General features: G+C 42.4%; 13 protein-coding genes and 2 pseudogenes. 3 read left to right on the forward strand and 12 right to left on the reverse strand.

The annotated features are described in order from the left end of the window. Nucleotides 1-634: 634 nt before the first annotated feature. Nucleotides 635-736: pseudogene (locus AACU32_RS33300) on the reverse strand (IS1/IS1595 family N-terminal zinc-binding domain-containing protein); the annotation flags it as partial. A gap of 57 nt (nucleotides 737-793) precedes the next feature. Next, nucleotides 794-1,396: pseudogene (locus AACU32_RS33305) on the reverse strand (TetR/AcrR family transcriptional regulator); the annotation flags it as partial. A 62-nt stretch (nucleotides 1,397-1,458) separates the two neighbouring features. On the opposite strand from AACU32_RS33305, the gene AACU32_RS33310 reads away from it, so the two are divergent. Further along, entirely contained in the window at nucleotides 1,459-2,499 is a 1,041-nt protein-coding gene (locus tag AACU32_RS33310) for a Rieske 2Fe-2S domain-containing protein (RefSeq protein WP_339378724.1), read from the forward strand. 182 nt (nucleotides 2,500-2,681) lie between these two features. On the opposite strand, the gene AACU32_RS33315 is transcribed toward AACU32_RS33310, so the two are convergent. The 4 genes from AACU32_RS33315 to AACU32_RS33330 form a co-directional block, all read right to left on the reverse strand. Continuing rightward, entirely contained in the window at nucleotides 2,682-3,008 is a 327-nt protein-coding gene (locus AACU32_RS33315) for a hypothetical protein (RefSeq protein WP_096608287.1), read from the reverse strand. A 238-nt stretch (nucleotides 3,009-3,246) separates the two neighbouring features. Further along, nucleotides 3,247-4,206 carry an orange carotenoid-binding protein gene (locus AACU32_RS33320; protein WP_096606261.1) on the reverse strand — a complete coding sequence of 320 codons (960 nt, stop codon included), beginning with the start codon at nucleotides 4,204-4,206 and terminating at the stop codon, nucleotides 3,247-3,249. Nucleotides 4,207-4,838: 632 nt separating this feature from the next. Then, nucleotides 4,839-4,964: a hypothetical protein gene (locus AACU32_RS33325; protein WP_339378489.1), complete on the reverse strand. Its 126-nt coding sequence runs from the start codon at nucleotides 4,962-4,964 to the stop codon at nucleotides 4,839-4,841. A 678-nt stretch (nucleotides 4,965-5,642) separates the two neighbouring features. After that, nucleotides 5,643-5,843: a hypothetical protein gene (locus AACU32_RS33330; RefSeq protein WP_339378490.1), complete on the reverse strand. Its 201-nt coding sequence runs from the start codon at nucleotides 5,841-5,843 to the stop codon at nucleotides 5,643-5,645. Nucleotides 5,844-6,111: 268 nt separating this feature from the next. On the opposite strand from AACU32_RS33330, the gene AACU32_RS33335 reads away from it, so the two are divergent. Together AACU32_RS33335 and AACU32_RS33340 are read left to right on the forward strand one after the other, a co-directional pair. Then, on the forward strand, nucleotides 6,112-11,925 hold the full coding sequence (locus AACU32_RS33335) for an ATP-binding sensor histidine kinase (protein WP_096606263.1): 5,814 nt from the start codon (nucleotides 6,112-6,114) through the stop codon (nucleotides 11,923-11,925). Between the two features lie 15 nt (nucleotides 11,926-11,940). After that, complete coding sequence (locus AACU32_RS33340; protein ID WP_445223242.1) at nucleotides 11,941-12,279, forward strand: hypothetical protein; 339 nt, start codon at nucleotides 11,941-11,943, stop codon at nucleotides 12,277-12,279. A 22-nt stretch (nucleotides 12,280-12,301) separates the two neighbouring features. On the opposite strand, the gene AACU32_RS33345 is transcribed toward AACU32_RS33340, so the two are convergent. From AACU32_RS33345 to AACU32_RS33370, 6 genes are all read right to left on the reverse strand, one after another. After that, nucleotides 12,302-12,532: a hypothetical protein gene (locus AACU32_RS33345; protein WP_096606265.1), complete on the reverse strand. Its 231-nt coding sequence runs from the start codon at nucleotides 12,530-12,532 to the stop codon at nucleotides 12,302-12,304. Nucleotides 12,533-12,766: 234 nt separating this feature from the next. Further along, complete coding sequence (locus AACU32_RS33350) at nucleotides 12,767-15,256, reverse strand: two-partner secretion domain-containing protein (RefSeq protein ID WP_096606267.1); 2,490 nt, start codon at nucleotides 15,254-15,256, stop codon at nucleotides 12,767-12,769. A gap of 66 nt (nucleotides 15,257-15,322) precedes the next feature. Beyond that, nucleotides 15,323-18,061 (reverse strand): beta strand repeat-containing protein, encoded by a 2,739-nt coding sequence (locus AACU32_RS33355; protein WP_096606269.1) that lies wholly within the window; start codon nucleotides 18,059-18,061, stop codon nucleotides 15,323-15,325. A 163-nt stretch (nucleotides 18,062-18,224) separates the two neighbouring features. Then, nucleotides 18,225-21,155, reverse strand: coding sequence for a two-partner secretion domain-containing protein (locus AACU32_RS33360; RefSeq protein WP_096606271.1), 2,931 nt, complete (start codon nucleotides 21,153-21,155; stop codon nucleotides 18,225-18,227). A gap of 81 nt (nucleotides 21,156-21,236) precedes the next feature. Beyond that, nucleotides 21,237-23,747: a two-partner secretion domain-containing protein gene (locus AACU32_RS33365; protein WP_096606273.1), complete on the reverse strand. Its 2,511-nt coding sequence runs from the start codon at nucleotides 23,745-23,747 to the stop codon at nucleotides 21,237-21,239. Nucleotides 23,748-23,857: 110 nt separating this feature from the next. Then, nucleotides 23,858-25,627, reverse strand: a complete 1,770-nt coding sequence (locus tag AACU32_RS33370; protein WP_096606275.1) for a ShlB/FhaC/HecB family hemolysin secretion/activation protein — start codon at nucleotides 25,625-25,627, stop codon at nucleotides 23,858-23,860. Nucleotides 25,628-26,212 lie beyond the last annotated feature (585 nt).

The following is a 26,212-nucleotide window of genomic DNA, read 5'->3' on the forward strand; positions in this document are numbered from 1 at the left end:
GCAATTGAAAGAGTGTTTTTCGCAGTTCTAAATTGCATATAATACAGACAATTCCTAGGGGCACAGCATTGCTGTGCCCTTACTGTGTATAGCATCCAAGTGATAACCGCTATAATCTCAATGATAATTAAGTGGTTAAGCAAAATTATTGATGTTATGGCGATCGCTCCTAGCTTTAGGTAGTAGGCAAAATTACACTTTGATGCACAGTACCCCTCTTGTGTCACTTTGGAAAAAGAAAAATAAGAGGCAAATTTTCAACTGTAGATAGAACAGGCATTTGAGCGGTTATTTTCTAACAGAATCGTTGAAATTAAGATTTGTGGTAAAAGTCTTATGCTTTATTCTCTCCCGAAAGTCATAAAAGAGGGGTACGCTTGCTGCGGCGTAGCCCGTCGTAGCGAAAAGTCGAGCCAGTGCGTTCCTGAGCCACCCCCGTGCGGGGGTTCCCCCCGTTGAGGGGAGTGGCGTGTCGCCTTGCGTCGGAAAGCAACTGGCGTCGGAGATAAGGCTTCCTTAGATCTGTTAGCGCAGCGTTAGCGACGCAGGAGCGTCACTTTTCAAGACAGACATCGCCTCTGCTCATGTCCGATCAATTCAGATGCGTCTTCTATATAAGCGATCGCTCTTATTTCTCCACAAACTGTTTGCCACATTCTTTGCAGAGATAGCACTGCTTCCCCCGTCGATACCCATTTTTAGACAACTGCTGTGATTGACAATGAGGACATTTCATTACTTTCATTACATCACTCAACCGACCATCCCCCACATACGGCTCTAAATACGACACCAACAAGTCCTCAATCTGCTGCACTAGTTGTTGGCGATGCTGTTGATCGGGGTTACGCAGTGCGGACAAAATCAGAGCATTACTGCTGTGAACACAAACCTCTGCTAACAGATTACATTGCGCCTCACTCAAGGTTGAATTTCTCTGCTGCAAAAGACTCGACGTAAAGTCAATGGCTTCCTGAGTCAGACTTTCATCGATGGACTGGAAAATCTCCCGCCTCATAAAAAACTGCACAAACACCACTCGTGATACTGGTTGCTCAAACATTTGGGCAACAGCAGTTACGAGGGTATGGATCATTTGCCGCAGCGATAACCCGATAATTTCCGGTGTGTTTACCTCTGCCCATAAAACCTTAACTCGCTCGACATGACGTAACTCCATCGCCTGAAAAATCGCAGCTTTATCGGGAAAAAACTGATATAGAGAACCGATGGCTGTCCCTGCTTTGGCTGCAATTAGATGCGTAGTCGCCGCTTCATAGCCCATCTCATCAAATACCGCCGCCGCCGCGTCCAAAATTTTTTCGACTCGTTTTTTACCTCGCTGCTGTTTCGGTTGACGACGAAGATTACTTGACAAATGTGAATGTTCTGTCATATTTTAAAAACACGACGGATATTTCACAATTTTATAGCTTGCGGAGGAACTCCATGCAGTCTATGCTTCCCGGTGCGCCCTGGTTGTTAGCGCATAAGTCTATGCTGGCAGTGAATCAACCCCGAAAAATTTCTTTGTATGGTAATGACTATGTGATGTGGAAAGATGCGGTGGGAAACATTCATGCTTTACCCAACGCCTGTCCACACATGGGAGCCATGTTATCAGAAGGATGGTGTGAAGTCGAAAGCGATGTCTACGACGGGCTACACCGGAGCATAAGTACCGTAGTTTGTCCGTTTCATGCTCTGAAGTTTGATAGTTCGGGCTGTACTATTTTACCTGGATCGAACAAGAAAACACTACCGCTACTAAAACCCTTAGAACTAATCATTCAAGGGGATTTTATCTGGTCTTATGGAGGATACGAGCCAAAGATACCCATTCCCACTGTGTTGAATGAGATTGCCAACACTCAAGACTTTATTGGGCATACCGCAGATAGAAGTGTAAAGACAGATCTACTAACTATGTTGCTGAATATGCACGATTACAATCATCAAAATGGCACTCACCGAGACCTGTTTCGGATTACCAAAGTGCAATTCCATCAATTCATTGATGATGGGCATCATTCCCATGCGTTTTATGACTTGCCTACAGCGCCCTATAGTTTAGTAGAAAAGCTCACAAAACCAGATTTGTTTTTGCTACCCACCACCATTAAGGCGCACCTAGAAAATCATTTCCCATCTCTGGTGATTTTTCATGGAGAAATGCCCTTGGGTAAAGCAGCCCAATGTCACATCTTTGTACCAGAAGCTGAGAATCGGACAAGAACTTACATTTTGCTATTTGGTCAAGCCAAGCACCCTGCTTTTAAAGTATTTGGCAGCACCTATCTCAAGTTTGGTAAGGTCGTAGTCGATCAAGATGCAGATATTCTCGGAAAAATTTATCCAGATACACCTCAGAAAATTAAACTCAATAATGAGGTCGGTATGGATTGGGTACGCCGTAATTTTGCCAGCTTCCCTGATGTAGTTTCGCCTAACCTGTCAAAGTTAATTTCGGACAAACCTTTATTGTCATCAATCCAATAGTCAAGCTATCCTCTTTGATCTGCTGTCAAATCAGAACAAGATCGCTTGCACAAGACTGCATTTACGCGCAAATTGAACGCCAGTCTAACTGCTGATCAAAAAAGTCTCCGCGTCCCCGTGTCTCCCTATCCCCGCGTCAGCCCTAATAATAAGTGTTCAACCGGACTTGATATTACTAGTAGCTACATCCGTGAAAGAGAGCCAATCTTAGTAAGTTTATCCTGATCCAGCCCCTTGAGTTCATCCAGATGTAACCATCCCTGTTTAATCAGAGTTGCAAAAACAAAAACGAGAACTGAATAGTTGTAATCATACTTACCATCAATCTCGTGTCTTTTGGCACTCAGAAAGTTATGCAAACGCCAGATATCTTCCAATTCGGAAATCTGAACGGCGTTGTCGCGAACTTCCTGAATCAGGGCGTTTATTTCTCGCTCGTATGCTTTTTGAAAGGCGGCTTGAGCAACTTCTTGTTCTAAATCAGACCAGCTAACTTCGTTTACCTTCATGCTCCCATCCCAAAATACTCTCCGCCAAGAGAGCAAATTCATTTAATAATAGAGTTTTCATATCGAAGATTGTGGGCAACAAAGCTATGCCCACAATCTTCGATAGCGAACTGCGTGCGATCGCAGATTTATAATTTGTGGAGGTGTAGGGCTTTGCCCAGAGCTAGGATTGATCACCCTATCACCTCATTTTCCAAGTCTGTTTTTAGGTAAGAATCAAAAGAAGATTCTTCTAGTACTAGCGAACCAAATTCAGTAGCTCTTTGGGAGATGCTAGTAAGTCTATCGCCACAAAGAAGATTTTATTCTCAGGAGTGAGCAAGAATCTCCATGCCATGTTCATACCCACAGCAGCGCCAAACCAGGGAGTTTGCACTGTACCTGTAACTTTGATCTGAGTGTAACCATCCTCTGCGGGTTCAGAAACACCTCGCTGTGGTATTAACTTGAGGTTCTGACAATCTTCTCGGAAGAACCGATAGACTGCTTCCTTACCTGCAATCGGTTTTTGGAAAGGAGGTTGCAATGCACCATCGGGAGTGAATAACTCAATCAAAGCATCAAAGTCGTTGGCATTTAAGTTATCCATGTAACTCAATATGATGGGATTATCAATGCCTTCGATAGTGACAGGAGTCCGTTTAGCTTTTTCTTTCGGCGGAGTCACAGGTTCACTAACCTTGGTATAGCTGCCTAATTTATTAGTATCATACCCCATATCAACTACAGAATTACGCAGAACGGTAATTTGCTGTCCTGCGTCTAGATCCCGAATTGCTTTCAAGACTGCTGCTGCATTTGCCGATAGTCGATAACCTTCGGGAATGGGAGCCACAATACCCTGCTCCATCCATTCTCCCAGGCGATACCAAAAACCAAGTTTGATGTTTACAGACCAAATTGCATAGGTGCGACAAATGGGTGTATCAGCACGGTTTGCTAGATCACACATCACCTGAGTTTGTTCCTGGAAAGACATTTGCTTGAGTTCATTCAAGGTGTTTTCTGCAAATACCATATTTGCAGCGCCAGGAGCAGCAATGGTAATCGTTTTACCCATTTCTAGGTAAGCAAACCAGATGAGCGCTAGCTGATCTTCGGCACTCAGTTGGTTGAAGCGAGCAATGGTTGCTGGGACTGAATCGGCAGTCAGTGTTTCGGGAAAGATACCGCGAGCTGAATCGATGGTAAAGGGCATAGGTTCACCTTAATTAGGAGTTTATTGATGATCAAGCTCAACGCTTAACTGACGTTTACAGCGTTATTTGTGTAAATCTAATTAGTAGTATTAACCATTTGTAACGAAAAGTAAAGAAACTTAATAAAATTTTGTATCGGTCTTGACAGCAATTGCAGTGGAAAGCCTACCAGTTATATCTTGTGAGTGATTGATCACAAGACAGCATAGGGAGCCAGCACGCCCTTGCGGTTTCCCAACTTGTAGCGACTAGCGTATCAGAAGATCAAAAGAAAGGATTTTCTCGTTTCTGCATAGACGCAGGAATTATCACTGAATCAGGCGGACATGATTGTGAAACCCGGAAATTAAACACAATTCCCGGGTTTTATGTCCAGCTTTCAGTTTTTACATGGTGATGCGATCGCTGCTCCAACATCAACTACCAAGCAATGGCAACTGTAACAATGCAGATAGTCCACTCTCAGCGGTTTGTTAAATCTGTTGTTTGCCAACCCAATTAACTTGCTTATGAACACCAAAGACATCTTCAATGGTATGGTCTTGATCAGAACCCACTTGCGACTGAATTACAATCAAGCACAAATCCTCTGTCTCTGAGGTATTGCGCAGACATCTCTCTCCCTCTGGATCTACTCGGACAACGCTTCCTTGTAGAGCTTGTATTGTTCTCCAAATCTAGTTTCTAGCATTTCTTCCTCTGCTTGAATGCGATAGAAATGCGATCGCAACCTTAAGCTGACAACAAGTAATATCATGTCCGTTCAAATACCTGTCATTGCGTAGGCGTTAGCGCAGCGTAAAGCCTTTGGCATAGCTTCGCTTAGAGCGAGTCTTCTCTCAAGGGGAGACGCTAAGAGCGAACGAGCGTCAGCCTTCCCGTAGGGTACGAAGTGAAGCAATCGCAGAGAGTCCAAGTGATTGCTACTCTTCTCTACGAGACGCTACGCGAACGAGAAGCCGCTCCGCGTCTACGCTCCACTTCGTTCCGCTCGCAATGACATATTAAGGGTAATTTGCCGGACATCATATAACAACACCACCGAATTAGCGATCGCTTCACCTGCACCAATTTCCATTACTCACATCTTGCACCAAAGTATTTATATTGATATAAGTTTATCTCAATAAACATAAATTTTTCTCAATAAAACGAAAAATCAACTTTACCAGCCTGCGTAGGCAGGTTTTGTTTGTATAGCTTCACCCTTATAGGGTGTAGATGCAAGATATCAAATTACGAATTTTCTCAGATAACCAGGATGCCGAATGATGCTATATGTGTCATATCATCGCTGTATCTTGATAGATGGATTGATTTCCTCCCAAGTCAGTACATGATCTGGATTCGTTTCATCAATCCGATATTCAAGCTTTTGAGTTGTCGTTGTGAGAGACAATAACTCTACTACGAAACGCCCTACCTCTTCATGCTCTTATTTTGGCAACGGTATTGAGAATACAACGCTTAAATCTAAATAAAAACTCAAAAACTGAGTTTTTATAAAAGCCATGCAACAGCCGTTGTTAGGACGGCTGTTGCTATTGTTTTGATGAATTTTCACTTGAATTGAATTAAAGAACAGTACCCGCCTTTCAAGGCGATCGCCACGGGCAAAGCGATCGCGCCATGACAAAAACAGAAGCTAATTAGGCTCTGGGTTCGGCAAGCTTATCCTTTAATTTTCGGCAATCTTTTCCTTTAAGTCACAACTGCGGCCACTTTATCCTTGAAAAACGGCCACTTTATCCTTTAAGTTACATATTAGCCCATTAGTGGAATGCTGCATTGCTTGTAAGTCGTAACAGAAAATCTGTAATAATGGTATAATTTTTTACTTTTACATAGAGAATTGAGTTAATGATTTGGGAATACTAAATCCAAACATTTTAAAGATTTAGGGTATGACTAGTACTTTTCTGGAGAATATTCCCGGATATAGCATCAGCGAAGAACTCTATAATGGCTCCCGAACCCAAGTTTATCGAGGTTATCGAGAAGTTGATCAACAACCAGTAGTCGTTAAATTACTAAAAAATCCTTATCCCAGCTTTAACGAACTTTTGTTGTTTCGCAACCAGTACACAATTGCCAAAAATCTCAACTCCCCTCTGATAGTCAAAACCTACAGTCTAGAACCTTGCCAAAATAGTTATGCACTAGTTATGGAAGACTTTGGGGGGATTTCTCTTAAGGAGTGGGAAACTAGAGAAACTCAACAATCTTTAGAAGAATTTTTAGTGATAGCGATCGCTGTGTGCAATATCTTAGATTTACTTTATCATGAGCGCATTATTCATAAAGATATCAAACCCAGCAATATATTAATCAACCCCCAAACCAAACAAGTTAAATTAATCGACTTTAGTATTGCATCATTATTACCCAGAGAAAACCAAACCCTAGTCAATCCCAACGTTTTAGAAGGAACACTTGCTTATATATCTCCAGAACAAACCGGGAGAATGAATCGAGGAATCGATTATCGCACAGATTTTTATTCCCTGGGTGTGACATTCTATGAATTACTCACAGATGAGTTACCATTCCAGTCTCATGATGCGATGGAATTAGTACATTCTCATATTGCCAAAACAGCACCATTAATACATGAAATTAATCCAGATATCCCTTCAGTTATCTCAAAAATCGTCAGGAAATTGATGGCAAAAAATGCCGAAGATAGGTATCAAAGTGCATTAGGATTGAAATTTGATTTAGAAAAATGTTTAATTCAGCTAAAAGAAACTGGTGAGATTCAAAGTTTTGATATTGCTAGTAGGGATCTGTGCGATCGCTTCATCATTGCTGATAAACTCTACGGGAGAGAAGCCGAAGTTAAAAGTCTCCTTGACGCATTTGATAGAGTTAGTCAGAGTGCCACAGAAATTATGCTCATTGCTGGGTTTTCTGGAATTGGGAAAACCGCCGTTGTTAACGAAGTACATAAACCAATTGTACGCCAGCGTGGTTATTTTATCAAAGGCAAATATGACCAATTACAACGTAATATTCCCTTCAGCGCCTTTGTGCAAGCCTTCCGAGATTTAGTGGAGCAATTATTAACTGAAAATGATATTCAAATAGAACGATGGAAAAATAAAATTTTAGATGCTGTTGGCGAAAATGGACAAGTAATTATTGAAGTTATTCCCGAAATAGAAACAATTATTGGCAAGCAACCACCAGCAGTAGAATTATCAGGAATTGCTGCCCAAAATCGTTTTAACTTATTATTTCAAAAATTTACCCAAGTCTTTACCAGTGCAGAACAGCCCCTAGTAATATTTTTAGATGATTTACAATGGGCGGATTCAGCATCATTAAAATTAATGCAGCTATTAATGGCTGATACAGGTCATCTATTCATAATTGGTGCATATCGTGATAACGAAGTCAATCCTGGACATCCATTAATGTTGACTTTGAGTGAAATTGCTAAATCACAAGCAACGATGAATACAATTACTTTAGCACCAATAAGTCAATTACAAGTCAATAAATTAGTTGCTGAGACACTCAAAGCTTCTGAAGATTTGGTATGGAAACTTTCTGTGTTAATTTATCAAAAAACTCAGGGAAATCCATTTTTTGCTACCCAGTTTCTCAAAGCATTGCATCAAGATGAACTGATTCAATTTGACTTTGAGTTAGGTTGTTGGCAATGTGACATAGCAGAAGTGACGGCGCAAGCTGTTACAGATGATGTTGTGGCTTTTATGAGTTTTCAATTGCAAAAACTACCGCCATCAACTCAACAAGTATTGCAGTTAGCTGCTTGTATTGGCAATTCTTTTGATTTAGCGACTTTGGCAATTGTTTCACAACAATCTCAAATCGAAACAGCAGCTTGTCTGTGGAAAGCATTACAGGAAGGATTGATTTTACCAATTGGTGATGTTTATAAGTTTTATGTTGGGAAAGGAACCCCAGCACCTACATCAGAAAATCAACAGACTGTTACATACAAATTTTTACATGACCGAGTACAGCAAGCGGCTTATTCTCTGATTCCCAATGACCAAAAACAGACGACTCATTACGACATCGGACAACTGTTGCTGCAACAGATTTCGCCAGAAGCAAGAGTTGAGGGTATTTTTGAAATCGTTAATCAATTAAATTATGGAACTTCTTTAATTAACGAACAAACACAAAGAAATGAACTAGCACAACTGAACCTCATTGCCTGTCGCAAAGCCAGAACTGCTACCGCGTATCAAGCGGCGCAGGAATATGCAGCAGTGGGATTGTCTTTGTTGGGAGAACAAGCTTGGCAACAAAAGTATGAAATGACCCTCGCTTGGCATGAATTAGCGGCAGAAGTGGCAATGCTAAATGGCGATTTTAAGGCGATGGAACAGTTGATTGATATTGTTACCGAACAGGCACATTCGTTACTCGAACAGGTTAATGTTTACCGCATTAGGATTCAAGCCAAGACTTCCCAGCGTCAACTTAGTGAAGTGCTGGAGATCGGCATTCAGATCCTGCAACAGTTGGGTGTGACTATAACCGCATCACCTACACCCGCAGATATTCAAAAGTCAATCCAAGAAATTAGCGAACTAATTGGCGATCGCCAAATTGCAGATTTTCTCCACCTACCTGTAATGACGGATGTCAACAAAATCGCCATTACCCAGATTGCCAGTAGCATCATGGCAGCCGCTTACACCTGTGGATCTCTTTTGTATCCATTACTAGCTACTTTGTTAGTCAAATTATTCTTGCAGTACGGCAATATATCTGTTTCTGCTACTAACTATGCTTGTTACAGCCTCGTTCTCTGTAATGTGCAGAAAAATATAGATTTAGCTGCTCAATTTGGTCAGTTAGCATTGAATTTGACTGCAAAATTCGATGATAAAGCAACTAAACTGGAAGTATTTTTCCTATTAGGAAGTTATATCCTCCACCGCAAATCTCACCTCAAAGAAATGTTACCCCTTTTGAGTGAGAGTTATACCCTTGGGCTAGAAGTTGGAAACCTGGAATACGCTGGATATGCCGTTCACAATTTCTGTTGGATTTCTTCTTGGGGTGGTCAACCCCTTGCTAACTTGGAGCAAGATACACGCACTTACTACAATGCTTTAGTACAACTGAAGCAATTGGGAACAGCTAATTACTGTCTCATCTATCGGCAAGTGATTTTAAATTTACTAGGTTTTGCAGAGTATCCTACTATTTTATCTGGATCTGCTCTCCAAGAAACAGAATTTCTCCCTCAGCTGCGGTCTGCAAATGATATATGTGGACTATATATTTTTTACTCATATAAGTTGACACTTTGCTTTTTATTTGGAGAAATTGAGCCAGCTAATAATAATGCCCTTGAATGCAGAAACTATTTCATGGCGGGTGCAGGAACAGTTGCCGAACCTGCATTTTATTTCTATGATTCTTTAATAGCTCTAGCACAATTAACTCAACTTTCAGGCGAAGTATCAACCGCATTAGAAAGGGTGGCAAAAAACCAAACTCAGTTGCAGCACTGGGCGCAATATGCACCGATGAACCATCAGCATAAGTTCGATTTGGTAGCGGCGGAAAAATGTCGAGTCTTAGGAAACAAAGTCGAAGCCAGTGAACTATACGATCGGGCAATATCTGGAGCTAAAGCCAACGAATATATCCAAGAAGAAGCACTTGCTAACGAACTGGCAGCAAAGTTCTACCTAGATTGGGGTAAACAGCGTATTGCCGGGGAGTACATGGTTGAAGCTTATTATGGTTATGCGCGTTGGGGAGCAAAAGCCAAAGTCACTGACTTAGAAAAACACTATCCCCAATTACTCGCCCCCATATTACAGCAAAGCCGTTCTGTTATTTCAACTAACGAAACTATCTTCGCCTTGGGGACTGTCACAAAAAGCAGTTCTTCGGCTTCTAGCAGCAGTATCTCAGAGACTCTAGATTTAAAAGCAATTCTCAAAGCATGTCAGACGATCTCTGGTGAAATCGAACTAGAAAAACTACTTTCATCGTTACTTTTCATCATCATCGAAAATGCTGGGGCTGATAAATGTGTGTTAATGCTGTTGCGAGACTCGCGCTTGCTAATTCAAGGCTCAATTACCCAGGGAACAAACCCAGTGCTATTGCAGAACCTTCAGGTTGAAGAGAGCCAAGACATTCCCCATAAGCTCATTTACAAAGTCAAGCACAGTCAACAGACTGTTGTCTTATTAGATGCAATCGCAGATACCACCTTAGCCAATGACCCATACATTATCCATCAACAGCCTCAAAGTATTTTGTGCAGCCCGATTTTGCATCAAGGTAAGTTGTTGGGTATTTTATATTTAGAAAATAGTTTAATCACAGGGGCATTCACAAGCGATGGCTCCGCCAACGCCAAGGGCGAACGCGTCGAAATACTCAATTTAATTTGCGCTCAAGCTGCCATTTCTCTAGAAAATGCCCGACTTTATGAATCTGCTCAGGAAAATGCCCAAAAGTTAGAGCAATCTTTTGTCGAATTGAGCGCCAGTAATTCTCGCTTTCATAACTTGGTAGATAATGTTCCTGGGGTTGTTTATCAATTTAGTGTGTCTGTTGATGGTGAAATATCTCTACCTTACATCAGTGCAGATTGTTATAAATTATACGAAATTACAGCCGAGCAAGCGATCGCCAATGTGCAGACTCTTCTTGATTTAGTGCATCCAGAAGATGCTGCTACTTACCAGCAGTCGATTGCTGACTCAATGCAAACTTTGACTCCTTGGCAATGGACAGGTCGAATTGTCACACCTTCGGGAATTGTTAAGTGGATTCATGGGGAAGCTCGCATTCAAAAACTTGTTGATGAAACGATTTTGTGGGACGGCTTATTGTTAGAGATTAGCGATCGCAAACAAGCAGAACAAGAACTACAACAAGCCCAATTACAAATTATCCAAAGTGAAAAAATGTCAGCTTTGGGTAATTTAGTCGCTGGCGTTGCCCATGAAATGAATAATCCTCTTGGTTTTATTGCTGCTACTCTCAAACAAACTAGACCCAATTTAGCTGATCTGACTGAACATCTCAAACTCTATCAAGCAGTTCTTGAAAATCCTGGTGATGAAATTCAAGACCATGCGGAGGAAATTGACTTAGATTTTCTGTTAGAGGACTTACCTAAAACAATCGATGCAATGGTCATGGCGTGTGACAGGTTGAAAAATATTAGCACTAGCTTGCGGACATTTTCTCGCACTGACAAAGACTACAAAGTACAATTTAATCTCCATGAAGGAATCGACAGCACAATTTTAATTCTCAAGCATCGCCTCAAAGCCAACGAAAAACACCCAGCAATTGAAGTAATTACTCACTATGGTGATTTACCTTTAGTCAATTGTTTTCCTGGGCAATTAAATCAGGTGTTTATGAATATTCTTGCCAATGCTATTGATGCGTTAGAAGAAGCAAATATTGGTAAGAGTTTTGCAGAGATTAAAGCTTATCCTAATCGCATCACAATCACAACATCAATCATAGAGCATCAATACGTAAAAATATCAATTGTTGATAACGGCAAAGGCATGAGTGCAGAAGTCCAAGAAAAAATATTTGACCATTTATTTACTACGAAGGGAGTCGGTAAAGGTACGGGATTAGGATTAGCGATCGCCCGTCAAATTGTCGAAGAAAAACACGGTGGTAAAATCACAGTTAATTCTGTTTTGGGCGACGGGACAAAGTTTATAATTTCTCTTCCCATATAGAACCCATTTCTGCCACTGCTCAATTTACCCGAAGACATTTTAGATGTATTGCGTCAGGGGAAACTGGAAGCAAGTAAAGCCAAAGCGATCGCACGAGTTAAAGATGAGGAAACCAGAAAACCACTTTTAGAAGATGCGATCGCCTATAATCTTTCACGAACTGAAATCAAGCGCCAAATCCCACAACTTGAGCAACAGTCAAAGCCAGCAACCTCATCAATAAAAGATTTAGCTGATGAGACATTCCGCCGCTTAAAGAAATCTAAAGTCTGGGATGACTCCAAGAAACAGGCAAAGGTCGAGAAATTACTGACTCAATTAAAGGCACTAATAGAAGATGACAAGCCAAAGTGAACTAATGTAGTAATTTTCTCAACTATTCAATTTGTTGTCTCAGAGATGGGGTCAAAATCATTAGTCCCCTGACAACTTCTTCAGGGGTGGCCGTACCATTGATTACTTTTGGTGTAATCGCCATCAATTCTAAAGCTAAATGGGTAGGAATTCCCCTTGCTTCTAATCGCTTCAATTCCAAAATGTCAATACCTGCTGCCAATCCATCTAAATACTCTTCTACACTCACTCCCAAGTCTTCAATTTCTGACATAAGCTGATTTTTTGTGTGATTACACTTCAATTGTCTGCTAAAACTTCAGCAGACAACCCGTAATTGTCCGGTAATGTCCGCCCGATTGTCGAGCGGACAATGATAAAAAAGTAACCAGATAGTTTGATACTAATGGCAGACAGTATGCAAAACCAAAGCGGAAATCTGGCAGACAACACACCAGACATAACCCTACAGTCGGCAATTATTATTTCCCTTGATGATTCTTATATATTATCTAGAAACCGCAGCACAGGTTAATGCTTGCTGCACACTAGGAGGAGATTTATCAGCAAATATCTCGATTTTTCCTTGAGCGTTACGTCGCCAACCAGTGGCTTGGACAAGAATCTCTCTCGATTGGGGTATTTGTGCTTGTAAAGCTTGTGTTGTACGATATGCAGTCAGATTGCGGATGTCTGACCAAGTGCGTAGGCGCAGTCCGTCGTAAACATCGCTCTTCACTTCCTGCGTTGGGTTTTCCGGAATACCACCCCGTCCGGTGGCGACAAATTTACTGCCTTGATCGCTGGCGCAGCCTGAGGCAATTTGCTGTGACGCATCTGTAACATTTGCAGGCAGTTCAATTAAGCCAGAATTGGGATCAACGCCGATGTTATTGATGTGGACTGTGCCACTAACACCAAATTGGGAGCTGGCAGTGATATCATTTTCTTGGGTGAGTTGGGGACGAAACTGCAATCCGATCATCCCTTGAGTAGTGATTTGAATATTGCCACCCCTTCCTTGGACTGCATTAGCAATAATGTCGCTGTTTTCTATTCCGGCAATGATCGGTGCATTGATATTAATATTACCTCCATCACCATTACCGCCTGCTGTGGCTGCGATCGCACTATTGTCACGCAGCATTAATAACTGCCCTACTTGTAAAGCCAGATTACCACCATTACCTGATTCTGTTTGTGCTTGAATGCTTGCTTGACGGTCTAATAGGATGGCATTGGCTGTGAGATTGAGATTGCCGCCATTACCACTACCTTGACTAGTGACACTTACAGTACCTCCATCTGTCAATATCAGGTTGGGCGTGGAGATGTTCGCATTACCCGCATTGGCTGTTAGTAGATTTGGTAGACCAAATTTCTGATATAGTATCTGCTGCAATTGCGTAGGTAAGTGCAGAACAGATGAGTTGATACTGCTGTTATTACTCTGACTGCGCCCACTAATCTCGATTGATTCCGTGGCATTAATGTTCAGATCGCCCCCATTACCTGCAAAGAATGTAGTTGCGGCAACTACTCCCCCATCAAGAATTTGTAACCTAGCAGTATCCAGAGTCAAGGTTTTGGCGTTTCCAGTTGCCAGCGTGGTTGAGCTAATGTTGCTGTATACTCCATAAATACTTTCGCCGATAACGGTGGTATTTTTGTTGCTGACTGTAACTTTACCGCTGGAGCCACTGCCAAATGTAAATGAAGATAATGAGCCTCCATCGGAGACTACTAAACTATTGCCATTGACAAAGACATCGCCAGCGTTTCCAGAAGCATAGCTACCAGTGCTAAGACTACTAACACCAGTAGGATTGGTTGGTGAAAAGCCAGATATTTCAATTGCTGCCGCCTCAATCTGGATATTACCACTCACAGCCGTTCCTAAAGTTGTAGTATTCAACCCTGCGCCTTCCTGGAGTCTTAGCTTGGGAGTGATGACGTTAACATTGCTGCCAGATCCGATACCGAAAGTTTCACTGCGAATCCCACTCCAAATTGCCGCATCGGTTGAACCAATCATATCGATTGCAGTAGATGCTTGCAGGTGAATTTCTCCGCCAGGTAAATAACCCAAATTTTGCGACAGTACTAGTGAACCATCGGTAAACTCAATATTTCGTCCTTGAAGCTTTACAGAACCCGCATTAACTCCACTCACATCCAATAGTGATTTTTGTGCTAGCTGAATATCGCCGAAGCTTTGCCCATTTTCATACCCCAAAGTATAGCCCTGTGCAGTTGGTGTCAGGCTAACTAGTCCTGCACCACTCACACTGCCTAATTCTATTCGTCCTTGTTGGGCAGTGAGAGTTGCACCATTCAAATTCAAATTACCGCCCACCAAAGCTAGGGTTTTTCCTGGCTGTACTCGCAGTTCAGTAGCACTGGGAGCCACAATGATCGGAGGCTGTCCACCCGGATTGCTCAAGGAGTGTCCTGTGCCTTGAACGGTGATTGATGAAGGATTACTACCCATTTGCAACCCAATGGGAACATTAATGCTCAACAGTTGCTTAGCTTGGGAATTAATCGCACTAAACTCAGCACCATCGGCAAATTTGATGCTGTTAGCCGTCGTCCCCACAAACGAACCGCCAATATTTAATGCCGCATCTTTACCAAACACAATTCCATAAGGATTCATTAAAAACAAACTGACCGGGTTATTGCTATTTACTGTGCGAATTAATCCTTGAATATCGGAAAAATTTCCACCTGTCACCCGGCTAAATATATTTGTAATATTGGGTGTATTAACTAAATCAAATGTTGCTGAGCCACCATTTGGCACTGAGAAATTACTGAAACTATGAAATAAATTATTACCTTTTTCAATACCATTGAGAATAGTAAAATGATCGCCGTTGGAGTTGATAATAGTGTTAGTTGTACCATCGGATGTCACCTGAGCGATCGCCGATCGCATTATCCCTAGAGTGAATAATCCAGTTGTTAATATAAATAGAAATGGAACTACTTTCATCACCAACAATTTCCTTTACCGGATTTAAAGTTAGTGTTCCCATTTAGGGCATGATTGATCACATAATTAACTTTGAGTCACCGCAGCACAAGTTAATGCTTGCTGCACACCAGGAGCAGATTTATCAGCAAATATCTCGATTTTTCCTTGAGCATTACGTCGCCAACCTGTGGCTTGGACAAGAATCTCTCGCGATTGGGGTATTTGTGCTTGTAAAGCTTGTGTTGTAAGATATGCAGTCAGATTGCGGATGTCTGACCAAGTGCGTAGGGGCAGCCCGTCGTAGACATCGCTCCTCGCTTCCTGTGCGGGATTTTGCGGTATACCACCCCTTCCCGTAGCGACAAAACTACTACCAGTATTTGCAGAACAGCCACTAGCAATTTGCTGGGATGGATCGGTAATACTAGTTGGTAATTCTATTAAACCGGAATTGGGGTCAACACCGATAGTATTGACTTGAACTGTACCATTGAACCCAAACTGAGAACTGGCGGTAATATCGCTTGCGGGAGTCAATTGATCGCCAAATTTTAGCCCAAAGATGCCCCCAGTCGTAATTTGGATATTGCCACCGCTTCCTAGTAGAGCATTCGCAGATATATCGCTGTTTTCAGTTGGTACTGCTACAATCGAACCCGCATTGATATTAATATTGCCACCAGTGGAATCACCAAGGGCATTGGTGATGATGTTGCTACCGTGCCGTAATAGTAGAACATCATTGACATTAAGGTGGATGTTACCCTGACCACCTCCATTCACCTCAGAACGCAGGCTTGCGCCATTGTCGAGGAAGATGTTATTGCCATTAATATTCAGGTTACCTGCATCGCCACTGCCTGTATTACTAACAGTAATTACCGCATTATCTTTAACATACACGGTGTCTGATGTGATATTTACAGACCCCGCAGCCAAGTTCGTAGCTGAGGATGCGGCGATCGCGCTGGGCAAATAGCTACCATTAATTATACTTTGGGAAGTTCCTTGTACGTCAATATTTTTAACGTTTAGGTTAACACTACCAGCATATCCCTGACCCAGATTGGCGGAAGTTATCTGTCCACCGTTAAACACACGCAAACTATCTGCTGTCAGGTTAATTGTCCCACCTTGACCAACAGCATCCTTACCCACTCCTACAGTAATACCACTGACCGCTTGGTTAAAATCATCAATTACTGGGTCGCTAACTTCTACATCCTGAGCATGAATTTCTATATTTCCAGCTTGGCCACTTCCTGTTACATCATTAGCCACAGCCCCACCCTTTGACAGCGTCAAGTGGCCAGTATCAATCAAAATATTGCCAGCTTGCCCTACTGTAAAAGGTTGAATCGAACTAATCACAGCACTGTTTGAGTTATTAACTCCCAATCCCGAAATTTCTAGTTTTTCAGATGCACGAATCACAATGTCTCCAGACTTGCCGATGGTGGGAGACTCAGAAAAACCAGGGATATAAAAGCCGATTAAATCTGCACTAATAAAACCACCATCACGCAGACTCACCCTTTGAGCATCAATAGTTACCTTGCCATTTTCATTCGAGTGACCACCGCTAATTAAAGTAGTAATAGCACTAGCAAAGTATAAACCTAAATCAGAATTTAGAAATAAATATGGAAATCGATTGTAACCAGTAACTTCCACATCTAAAGCTTTAATATTAATATCTCCCGTTCTTGAGTCATTACTGGCGATGGGGTTAAAGGATATAAAGTCGAAGGGAGAACTAAGAGTAGACTCAATCCAAGCTCCATTTGCTAAGCGTAAACGCCCTGTTTCGACTGTAATATCTCCGGCTCTACCTTGATTCCCAGTGACGCTAGTGTGTAGACCAGAAGTAGGATATTGGTTTGCAGCAGATGCACCTAACAAATCTACAAATTCTGTAGTTTTAATGCTAATCCCTTGCCCTTTTCCTAAGGTTCCAGTGCTGGAACTTATTTGCGAACCATCCTGAAGTGTCAACCCTCGCCCCCGAATGTTGATTGCTCCTCCATTCATGCCGTTAGTCTGAATATATGAGGACTGTCTGAGCAAAATATTTCCCCAATCAGCAGCAGTAGGACTAGTTAGTTGTAATCCTGCTTGATGATTCAAACCTACCTCAGCATTCCGCAATGCCCATAATTCGACTTTGCCATCAGGATTAGCCAGGTAGGTCTGATTAATATCGATATTACTACCTATTAACGCTACAGTTTCCGCCTTGAACATTTGTGGGGAACCGTACAGGAAATTGGGTGGTGTGTTTCCTTGGGTACGAATCTCTCCAGCATTGGCTCCCATTTGCAATCCCACAGGCACACTCATCGTTAATAATGGTGGTGTTGCAGAATTGACTGCACTAAACTCTGTTCCATCGCTAAACTTGATACTACTCGCCGTCGTTCCTACAAACGAACCGCCAATATTTAGGCTGGCATTTGGCCCAAATAAAATGCCATTGGGATTCATTAAAAACAAACTTACAGGATGATTACTGTTGAGAGTTTGAATTAAACCATCAATATAAGAAATATTTCCACCAGTCACCCGGCTAAATATAGTAGTAATATTTGGTGTGTTAGTTAAATCAAAACTTGCCGAGCTACCCGTCGGTACAGAAAAATTTCTAAAACTGTGAAATAAATTATTACCTTTTTCTATACCATTAATAATATTAAAATTATTATTATTTTGGTTGACAATGGTATTGGTAGTACCATCAGATGTCACCTGAGCGATCGCAGGTAATAGGAAACCTAAAGTATATAATCCTGTTGCGAATGTTGTAAACAAGGCGATCGCTCTCATGGTACTAATACTCTATTAAGCTCATAGTCTGAGGATTCCCAAAATATTTGGATTAGTAACATTTATGAATAAATATCAAATAAATATATTAATCCTTTGTCTCTGGCGATCGCAGTTTCCTGGTTGTTAATTCAAAACACCCGACTTTTTAAAAGTTGAGAATCTAATTATTAGAAATAGTCGCACAGGTTAGAGATGGTTTTACATAGGCACTTTGAGCTGCGACTAATTCAATTTTGCCATCAGCCCGACGGCGGATACCTGTTGCTTGAACAAGCATTTGAGGGGTTTGAGGAATTTGTGCGGTAACTGCGTTATTTGTTCGATATGCAGTCAGATTGCGGATGTCAGACCAAGTGCGTAGGCGCAGCCCGTCGTAGACATTGCTCTCCACTTCCTGAGTTGGATTTTGCGGTATCCCACCTCGTCCTGTCGCGACAAAACTACTACCAGTAGTATCTGCACATCCTGTAGCAATTTGCTGTGAGAAGTCAGTAATATTTGCAGGTAGTTCTGCTAAACCAGAGTTGGCATCAATACCAAAATTATGAATATCTACTGTACCTTTGATGCCAAATTGAGAACTGGCGGTAATATCACTTTCGCTGGTCAATTGGTTGCGGTATTGCAGACCGAAGATACCTTGAGTACTAATTTGAATATTACCGCCATTACCATTCACAGCATTGGCAATAATATCGCTATTTTCGGCAGCGACAATCAAAGGAGAAGACATATTAATGTTTCCACCATTGCCTATCCCACCTGCTTCGGCATTAATTTTACTGCCATTACGGCTCAAGAGTGTATTTTTTACTGCTAGATTAATGTTGCCACCTTTTCCTGATGCCGTGGTAGCGCTGATTTCTCCAGCATCTAAAGAGATTTGATTGGCTTGGATATTTAACTCTCCTGCATTGCCAATGCCTTGATGGGTGACGCTAATAATACCTCCATTGCGAAGGGTTAGCTGATCGGTATCAATGTTCAAAACACCTGTGTTGCCTGTGGGAGAATTTGGCAGACCATAAAATTGGCGTTGACTTTCATTCAAAATGCGGGCGTTAGCTACAATCCCACCAGTTAAATTATTTTTACTATCTATCAGAATGTCATGTGCTTGGATTGTTAAAGTTCCTGCATTACCGACTCCAAACGTCGTATTGCCAATTAAACCGCCATCAAGAACAAGCAATTGATTCGTTTGGATTGTTACATCCCCAGTATTGCTATTTCCACCAGTGAAACTGCCTAAGAGGGTGCTGTCGCCAGTAAAAGGATTAATACCACTGACGATTAAGCGATCACTTATATTTAACTTGATGTTGCCATTGTTCCCTAGATTATTACCCTGGTTGGGATCTCCCAAGCTACCAATCACAGGTAAGGTAGTGGCTCCTAAAGAAGCGCCATCTTGCATCGATAGGATCGGTGTTGTGATGGACAAATTGCCTGTAGTACCAGAGCCAGTAGTCACACTGCCAATCAAGCTGCTCTGGATAGGGGAAATTGGTGATGTTCCTACTAGATTAATACTTTCTCGTGCTACTACCTCCATATCTCCAGCATTACCAATACCCGTGCCTGCTAAACCTGGCAAGCGAGAAGTAAAAGTTATAATTAGTCCTCCATTGATCAGATTAAATGTCCCTGAAGAAACGTTGATATTGCCACTATTATGAATCCCATATGTATAAGCAGCAATACCACTTTGATGAAAAGGAGCAAGTCCGGTTACATAAATCTCATCTGCAACCTGAACAGAAATATCTCCCCCTTTTCCGGTTGCTCCGGGAAAGACAGCTGTTTCCACTGTTGCGCCATCAGCAAGAGTTAGTTTACGCGCGATCGCGCTGACATCTCCCCCGTCTCCCGATGCGTAAGTTTCACTGGCAATGCGGCTATTGCTATTACTAAATAGAAGTAAGGGAGATGTTACGGCAACGGTACCACTAGCAGTAATGGTATCTGCGATGACATTGACTTTTCCTGCTGCTCCTGCACCCAGGCTGAGAGTTTCAATGGCTGCACCATCGAGCAAAGTTATATTCCCAGCTTGAATATTCACGCTTCCGCCTTTTCCTGTAGCCCCTTGCGCCACCTGATTGACAATCCAAGCACTGGGAGCGTAAGCATTAGGATTAACTCCACTTAAAGAGAGCGATCGCACTGCATTGACCGTAATATTACTACCCTGTTCAGTACCAGTAGTTGCTGCGGCTATTTGGGATTGATTTAAGGTAATATCCCTCCCCACTACTTGAATACCCCCAAACGGATTGCCCACAGGATAGGGATTCCACAACGAGGAACGCTCTGTAAATTGTATATCGCCAAAATCTGCAATCTCTGTATAACCTAATTGCCATCCTGCGGGTGTGGGTGTTAAATTCACCGTACCACTCCCCACAGCACCTACTTCAAGTCGACTCACAGGTGCAGTTATGACACCACCTGTAAATTTGATAGCTCCTCCAACTAAGGCAATTGTCTTTCCCGGACTGGCAACTATTCCTAAATTATTGGTCGGTACAATAGCATCATTACCTTGACCCTGCACCTGAATCTGACTTGCAGAACTACCCATCTGCAAACCGATGGGGACACTCATGATTAATAATGGTGATATTGTAGAATTTACGGCGCTAAATTCGCCGCCATCGCTAAACTTGATACTACTCGCCGTCGTCCCAACAAACGACCCACCAATATTTAACTTGGCATTTTCCCGAAATACAATTCCGTTGGGATTCATTAAAAACAAACTGACTGGATTGTTAGCATTGAGTGTTTGAATTAATCCATTTATATCGGAAACATTTCCACCTGTAACCCGACTAAATATAGTTGTAATATTGGGTGTATTCACTAAATCAAATGTTGCTGAACCACCTGTAGGCACCGAAAAATTTCTGAAACTGTGAAATAAATTATGACCTTTCTCTATACCATTAAAAATAGTAAAATTATTCCTATTAGAGTTGACTTGGGTGTTGGTTGTATTATCAGATGTCACCTGGGCTATGGCAGGTTGCAACATTCTGCCTGCTAAGACAGCACAGGCTACACCCAAGCACACAGAAAGTACTTTCATTACACCATATCCATTTCGAGTATGTATTTAGGGTTCCCACAAGACTTTTTTGACTAACACTGCAAATAAACTCCATGAAAATTAACTTTGAGTCACCGCAGCACAAGTTAATGCTTGTTGCACCACAGCAGAAGATTTATCGGCAAATATCTCGATTTTGCCATCAGTATTACGTCGCCAACCTGTGGCTTGCACAAAAATCTCTCTCGATTGGGGGATTTGTACGCTGAGAGATCTCGTTTTCCGGTATGCAGAGATATCGCGGATATCAGACCAAGGGCGTAGGCGCAGCCCATCGTAGACATTGCTCCTCACTTCTTGAGTTGGATTTTGCGGTATTCCACCCCTTCCCGTGGCGACAAAACTACTGCCAGTATTTGCAGAACAGTCACTAGCAATTTGTTGGGATGGGTCGGTGACATTTGCTGGTAATTCAACTAAACCGGAATTTGGATCAACACCAAAGTTATTAATATTAACCGTACCGTTAATACCAAATTGAGAACTAGCTGTAATATCACTTTCCGGGGTGATCTGGTCGCGGAATTTTAGACCAAATAAACCCTGCGTGTTAATGGCGATATTGCCACCTGACCCTTGCACAGCATTGGCGATGATGTCACTGTTTTCTGAAGAAACAGCCACAATCACGGGAGAATTAATCGTAACGTTTCCGCCATTACCACTACCAGCAGCAGTGGCAGAAATCAGACTATTGTGGCGCATCAGCAGATTATCTTGTAGGTTTAAGTGAATATCTCCTCCGTTTCCAGAGGCGGTAGAGGCAACAATGCTACCTTTATTGTCTAGAACCAGATTGTTGGCATTAATCTGCACATTCCCTGCAAGTCCTGGGCCATCATTTTTAACGCTCACAGCTGCCCCATCAGCAATGTGTAATGATGGGGTATTGATAGTGAGAGAACCCGCATTACCAGTGGGAATGGCAGGTAGTTCAAACGCTGCTTGAGTTTCTGGACTAAGAAGTTCAGCGTTTGAAAAGATGCGAGAGACTACCCCAGCCGCAATACCTTCGGTACCCCGCCCTTGGATATCAATGGACTCTGAAGCGTTCACTTCCACACTACCGGCTGAACCAGAGGCAAGGGTAGTAGCCCCCAGAGAGGCTCCTCCTTGAATTACTAATCTAGAGGTGTTGATGACTACGCTATTAGCATTACCAGAACCCTGAGTAAAGGTAGATAGCGTACTTTCTGAAAATGACAGCGGGTTGAAACCGACAATTTGGATTTGCTCTGCCGCATTCACTTGGACTGTGCCAGTGTCTCCAGAGAGTATGGCTACAGAAATAACTTCACCAGAATCAAGAATCTTGAGATTCCTAGTGGATAATATGATGTTCCCTGCATTGCCGTCACCTATTGAACGTGTTTCAAGCGCCGTATAAAGGGCTGGGTTAGCGAGGTTAAAGCCACTGACCTCGGTCGTGCCGCTCACATTTGCGATCAGATTCGCACCTGCTGTTTCAGTCAGAGTGTCAGTTATAATTCTGGCTCCATCTTGGAGGAATAGCTGGGCAGCAGAGATAGTAATATCTCCGGTCTGACCTGTACTTAAATTGACGGTTTGAATGAAACTTCCCAATTCACCATTGGCTGTATTCCCTGCCAAGTTGAGGGAGCCTGTGGCATTAACCGTAATTCCCCCAGACGGTTGTGTTCCCAGGTTTTGGAGCAATAAAGCAGACCCCTCAGTCAAGCTAATGTTTCGTCCTTGCAATAGGATAGAGCCGTTGCTGCCACTGCCATCCAGCAGCGATTGTTGCGCCAGATGAATATCGTTAAGTTGCGGCACAGCCGAATAATCGCCAACCCAACCCGTAGGAGTGGGTTTGAGTCCCACTTGCCCAGCCCTGACACTGCCCAGTTCTATATGTCCGCCGCCATCTGTGGTAACAACGCCACTACTGAAGTTTACGATCCCACCAATCAACGCCAGCGTATTATTTGCTTTGACTTGTAATCCGGGAGGGGTATTGATGGTACTAGGTGTACCAAAGCCAATAAGATCGAACAACTGGTTTCCCTGTCCCTGCACATTAATTGCTCCTGGATTTTGCCCCATCTGTAAACCAATGGGTACACTCATCGTCAACAACGGTTTCGCGCTTGGATTCACTGCGCTGAATTCACTACCATCGCTAAACTTAATACTATTCGCTGTCGTCCCCACAAACGACCCGCCAATATTCAAACTGGCATTTTGCCCAAATATAATCCCGTTAGGATTCATCAAAAACAAACTTACCGGGTTATTACTATTGAGAGTTTGAATCAAGCCATCAATACTGGAAACACTACCACCAGTAACTCGGCTAAATATACTTGTAATATTTGGTGTGTTAGTTAAATCAAAAGTTGCTGAAGTACCTGTAGGTACAGAGAAATTACTGAAGCTATGAAATAAATTATTACCTTTAACAGTGCCGTTAAGAATATTAAAATTATTACCACTGGGATTGACAATGGTGTTAGTTGTAGCATCAGATGTTACCTGAGCCGTTGCTGGTAAAGGCATTCTACCAGCTAAGATACCACAGGCTACACCCAAGCACACAAAAGTTACCTTCATCCCCCCATCTCCATTACAACTGTATGCTTAGGGTTCCCTGAATATTTTTTTAACTAACACTTCACAATACGTAGGTACTTCAATACGATATTTGGGTACTTCATCAAGGGTTAAAAGGGTGAATACTGGAGTGAGAAGTACAGCCCATTTTCTTGAAGGCTAGGTTTTTCACCTTCCACCGATATCAGCGGAATCCCCCAATCAAACCGGGCTGAGAAGGTATCGCCCTGTTTCCACAATAGCCCTAACCCAGTACCCACTAACGTACTTGGTGATGGATTGTCGCCCTTGACATTCCAGCCTGTGCCGACATCAATAAATGGTGTTAATTGTAGTACTCCGCCCAGCTTAGGGGCACGGACAATCGGCAACCGAAATTCTGCTGAGAACAACATCCCGTTATCTGTAAGTAATGCATCCTGGCGATAGCCCCGGACACTTAGCTGTCCACCTAAACCAAATTGCTCTAACGGTACGAGAGAATTTGCGGAGAGTTGGACATCGCCTCTGGCTAAAAATAACGTGTCTGGTGCTAACTGTCGCACCCACTGGGCTTGTCCTCGCCAAGAGAAAAAGCGGGTATCTGGCTCATCTTCACTGACATTTCCTCCCAACCAATCTACACCAAAGCTAAATTGCGATCGCACTGCAAAAACTTGGCTAGTACTACGCTGGGTATAATCCTGAAAAAAGCGTAAGGCAGAAATATTGGTTCTTCCTTGCTCATCTGCACCAGGTGAAAGTCGAAACGGGCCAATGTTATCAATACCTAACTCAGTTTGGCTTTCCTGGCGAGAAAACGACAGCCCTACCGCTAATTCCTGGGTTGGCTTTTGCAGCAGTGGTTGGCGATAGCTGAATTCATAAGAAGTGGTATCTGATTGAATATCGAGAACGCTAAATGGTTTTTCAATCACACGGTTCCAACCCTGGTTAAAACCAAAGGAGAGAGTGCCGTTGTGAGCATTAATCGGCAGTGTGTAATTGAGATTAATTGTATTACTGCCATCGGTATTGGCGTAGCCTAAACTCAGAGTGTCACCTAAACCGAGTAAATTCGCTTCTTGCAGATCCACACCCCGGCGAAAACTACCTACACTAGGCGATCGCCCATTATCTAAACTAGTTGTTAGTCTAAAGGTGTCGGCTTCTTGGATTTCGACTTGCAATATATTGCTTCCCGGACGTACACCCATCTGTAACTCCGCCGATAAATTTTGAATGCGCGGATCAAGACGGAGTAGTTGCAGCTTTTCTATTAAGCGGGGTACATTTAAAGGCGTTCCTGCACCCAATTGAATGCGCGATCGAATATATTGACTGTTTAATCGTCTGTTACCAACAATCTTAATTTCTTGCAGACTACCCTCAATGACCTGAATTTTGATCACTCCAGCTTCTACTGTCTGCGGTGTAATCAACGCCCCTGTGGTGACATAACCTTGATCGGTGTAAAGCTTGGTAATTGCATCTTTGATTTGCAACAACTCTGCAAATGTCAGATCCTTACCCACAAAAGGAGTTGTAATCGCCGCAAACTGTTCTGGTTTGAAAACTGTACTCCCCACAACTTCAATGCGATCAACCCGAAATTTGGCATTAGCGTCATCCTGTCCCGGAGTTGACTGATCTGGTAGTGTGGGCGACGGTAGCAATTGATTATTCTCTGGTGATGGCGGTAGTACATCCGAGGGTAATGGTGTCACTGGGACTTCTTCTACCCGACCTGGTGGTAAGCTTTGAGGATTTGGTGTTTGGGCGATAACATTCTCGTAGTTGCCTAGTATGGCAACTAGAAAAAAGCCGAATGTCAGAGGTTTGAGACCAAAGCGGTATTTTAAAGACCTATAAGATATTGGGGTAGAGACGATGCTAATCATGTTTTAATCCTTTTTGCCACTCCCTAACAAAGAAAATTTGTGAATCAAGCCCCTCTACATCAGGCTTTTGGTCACTCAATAGCACCACCTCTCCAATCACAAGAAACTGTGCCCCTCAGATTTTGAATCAGAGATCAGCAGTTGAGTTCTCTTGTGCGGCTTACACTAATTGAGCTAAAGATAGAAAAGCTACCAATAAGTGCCAGTTCAATGAAATCGCAAAATGATACTTTTTAAACTTCAATTATAAGTACTAATTCTGAGGAAAATCTGAGGGTATTTATTGAATATTCCTCAAAAAGCTTACTAACAGTGATATGTTTGGAAAAAAATGATATTAGTTTAAATTGTTATTGTACCCATTTAGCATCAAGATATAAGTAATACAACTGATAAAAAATCAGGCAAAAAATACATGAGTAGATGAGCGGATATAGAAAAAACTTCATCCCTTTGTGGGTGGAGTTTTTGTCAGTGGTCAGTAGCAAAGAAATATATACCGCCCACTCTGGAAACGGGGTATTAAACTCCAACATTCAACAACTGACTACTGATAGATGACACATGACTCGCAATACCGTTTGG

The sequence above is a fragment of the Calothrix sp. NIES-2100 genome (assembly GCF_963875285.1).
Classification (GTDB): Bacteria; Cyanobacteriota; Cyanobacteriia; order Cyanobacteriales; family Nostocaceae; genus Aulosira.

Coding starts and splice junctions, on each gene's coding strand:
- AACU32_RS33310 (WP_339378724.1), top strand. CDS start 1,459: ATGCTTCCCGGTGCGCCCTGGTTGTTAGCGCATAAGTCTATGCTGGCA.
- AACU32_RS33315 (WP_096608287.1), bottom strand. CDS start 3,008: ATGAAGGTAAACGAAGTTAGCTGGTCTGATTTAGAACAAGAAGTTGCT.
- AACU32_RS33320 (WP_096606261.1), bottom strand. CDS start 4,206: ATGCCCTTTACCATCGATTCAGCTCGCGGTATCTTTCCCGAAACACTG.
- AACU32_RS33325 (WP_339378489.1), bottom strand. CDS start 4,964: ATGATATTACTTGTTGTCAGCTTAAGGTTGCGATCGCATTTCTATCGC.
- AACU32_RS33335 (WP_096606263.1), top strand. CDS start 6,112: ATGACTAGTACTTTTCTGGAGAATATTCCCGGATATAGCATCAGCGAA.
- AACU32_RS33345 (WP_096606265.1), bottom strand. CDS start 12,532: ATGTCAGAAATTGAAGACTTGGGAGTGAGTGTAGAAGAGTATTTAGAT.
- AACU32_RS33350 (WP_096606267.1), bottom strand. CDS start 15,256: ATGAAAGTAGTTCCATTTCTATTTATATTAACAACTGGATTATTCACT.
- AACU32_RS33355 (WP_096606269.1), bottom strand. CDS start 18,061: ATGAGAGCGATCGCCTTGTTTACAACATTCGCAACAGGATTATATACT.
- AACU32_RS33360 (WP_096606271.1), bottom strand. CDS start 21,155: ATGAAAGTACTTTCTGTGTGCTTGGGTGTAGCCTGTGCTGTCTTAGCA.
- AACU32_RS33365 (WP_096606273.1), bottom strand. CDS start 23,747: ATGAAGGTAACTTTTGTGTGCTTGGGTGTAGCCTGTGGTATCTTAGCT.
- AACU32_RS33370 (WP_096606275.1), bottom strand. CDS start 25,627: ATGATTAGCATCGTCTCTACCCCAATATCTTATAGGTCTTTAAAATAC.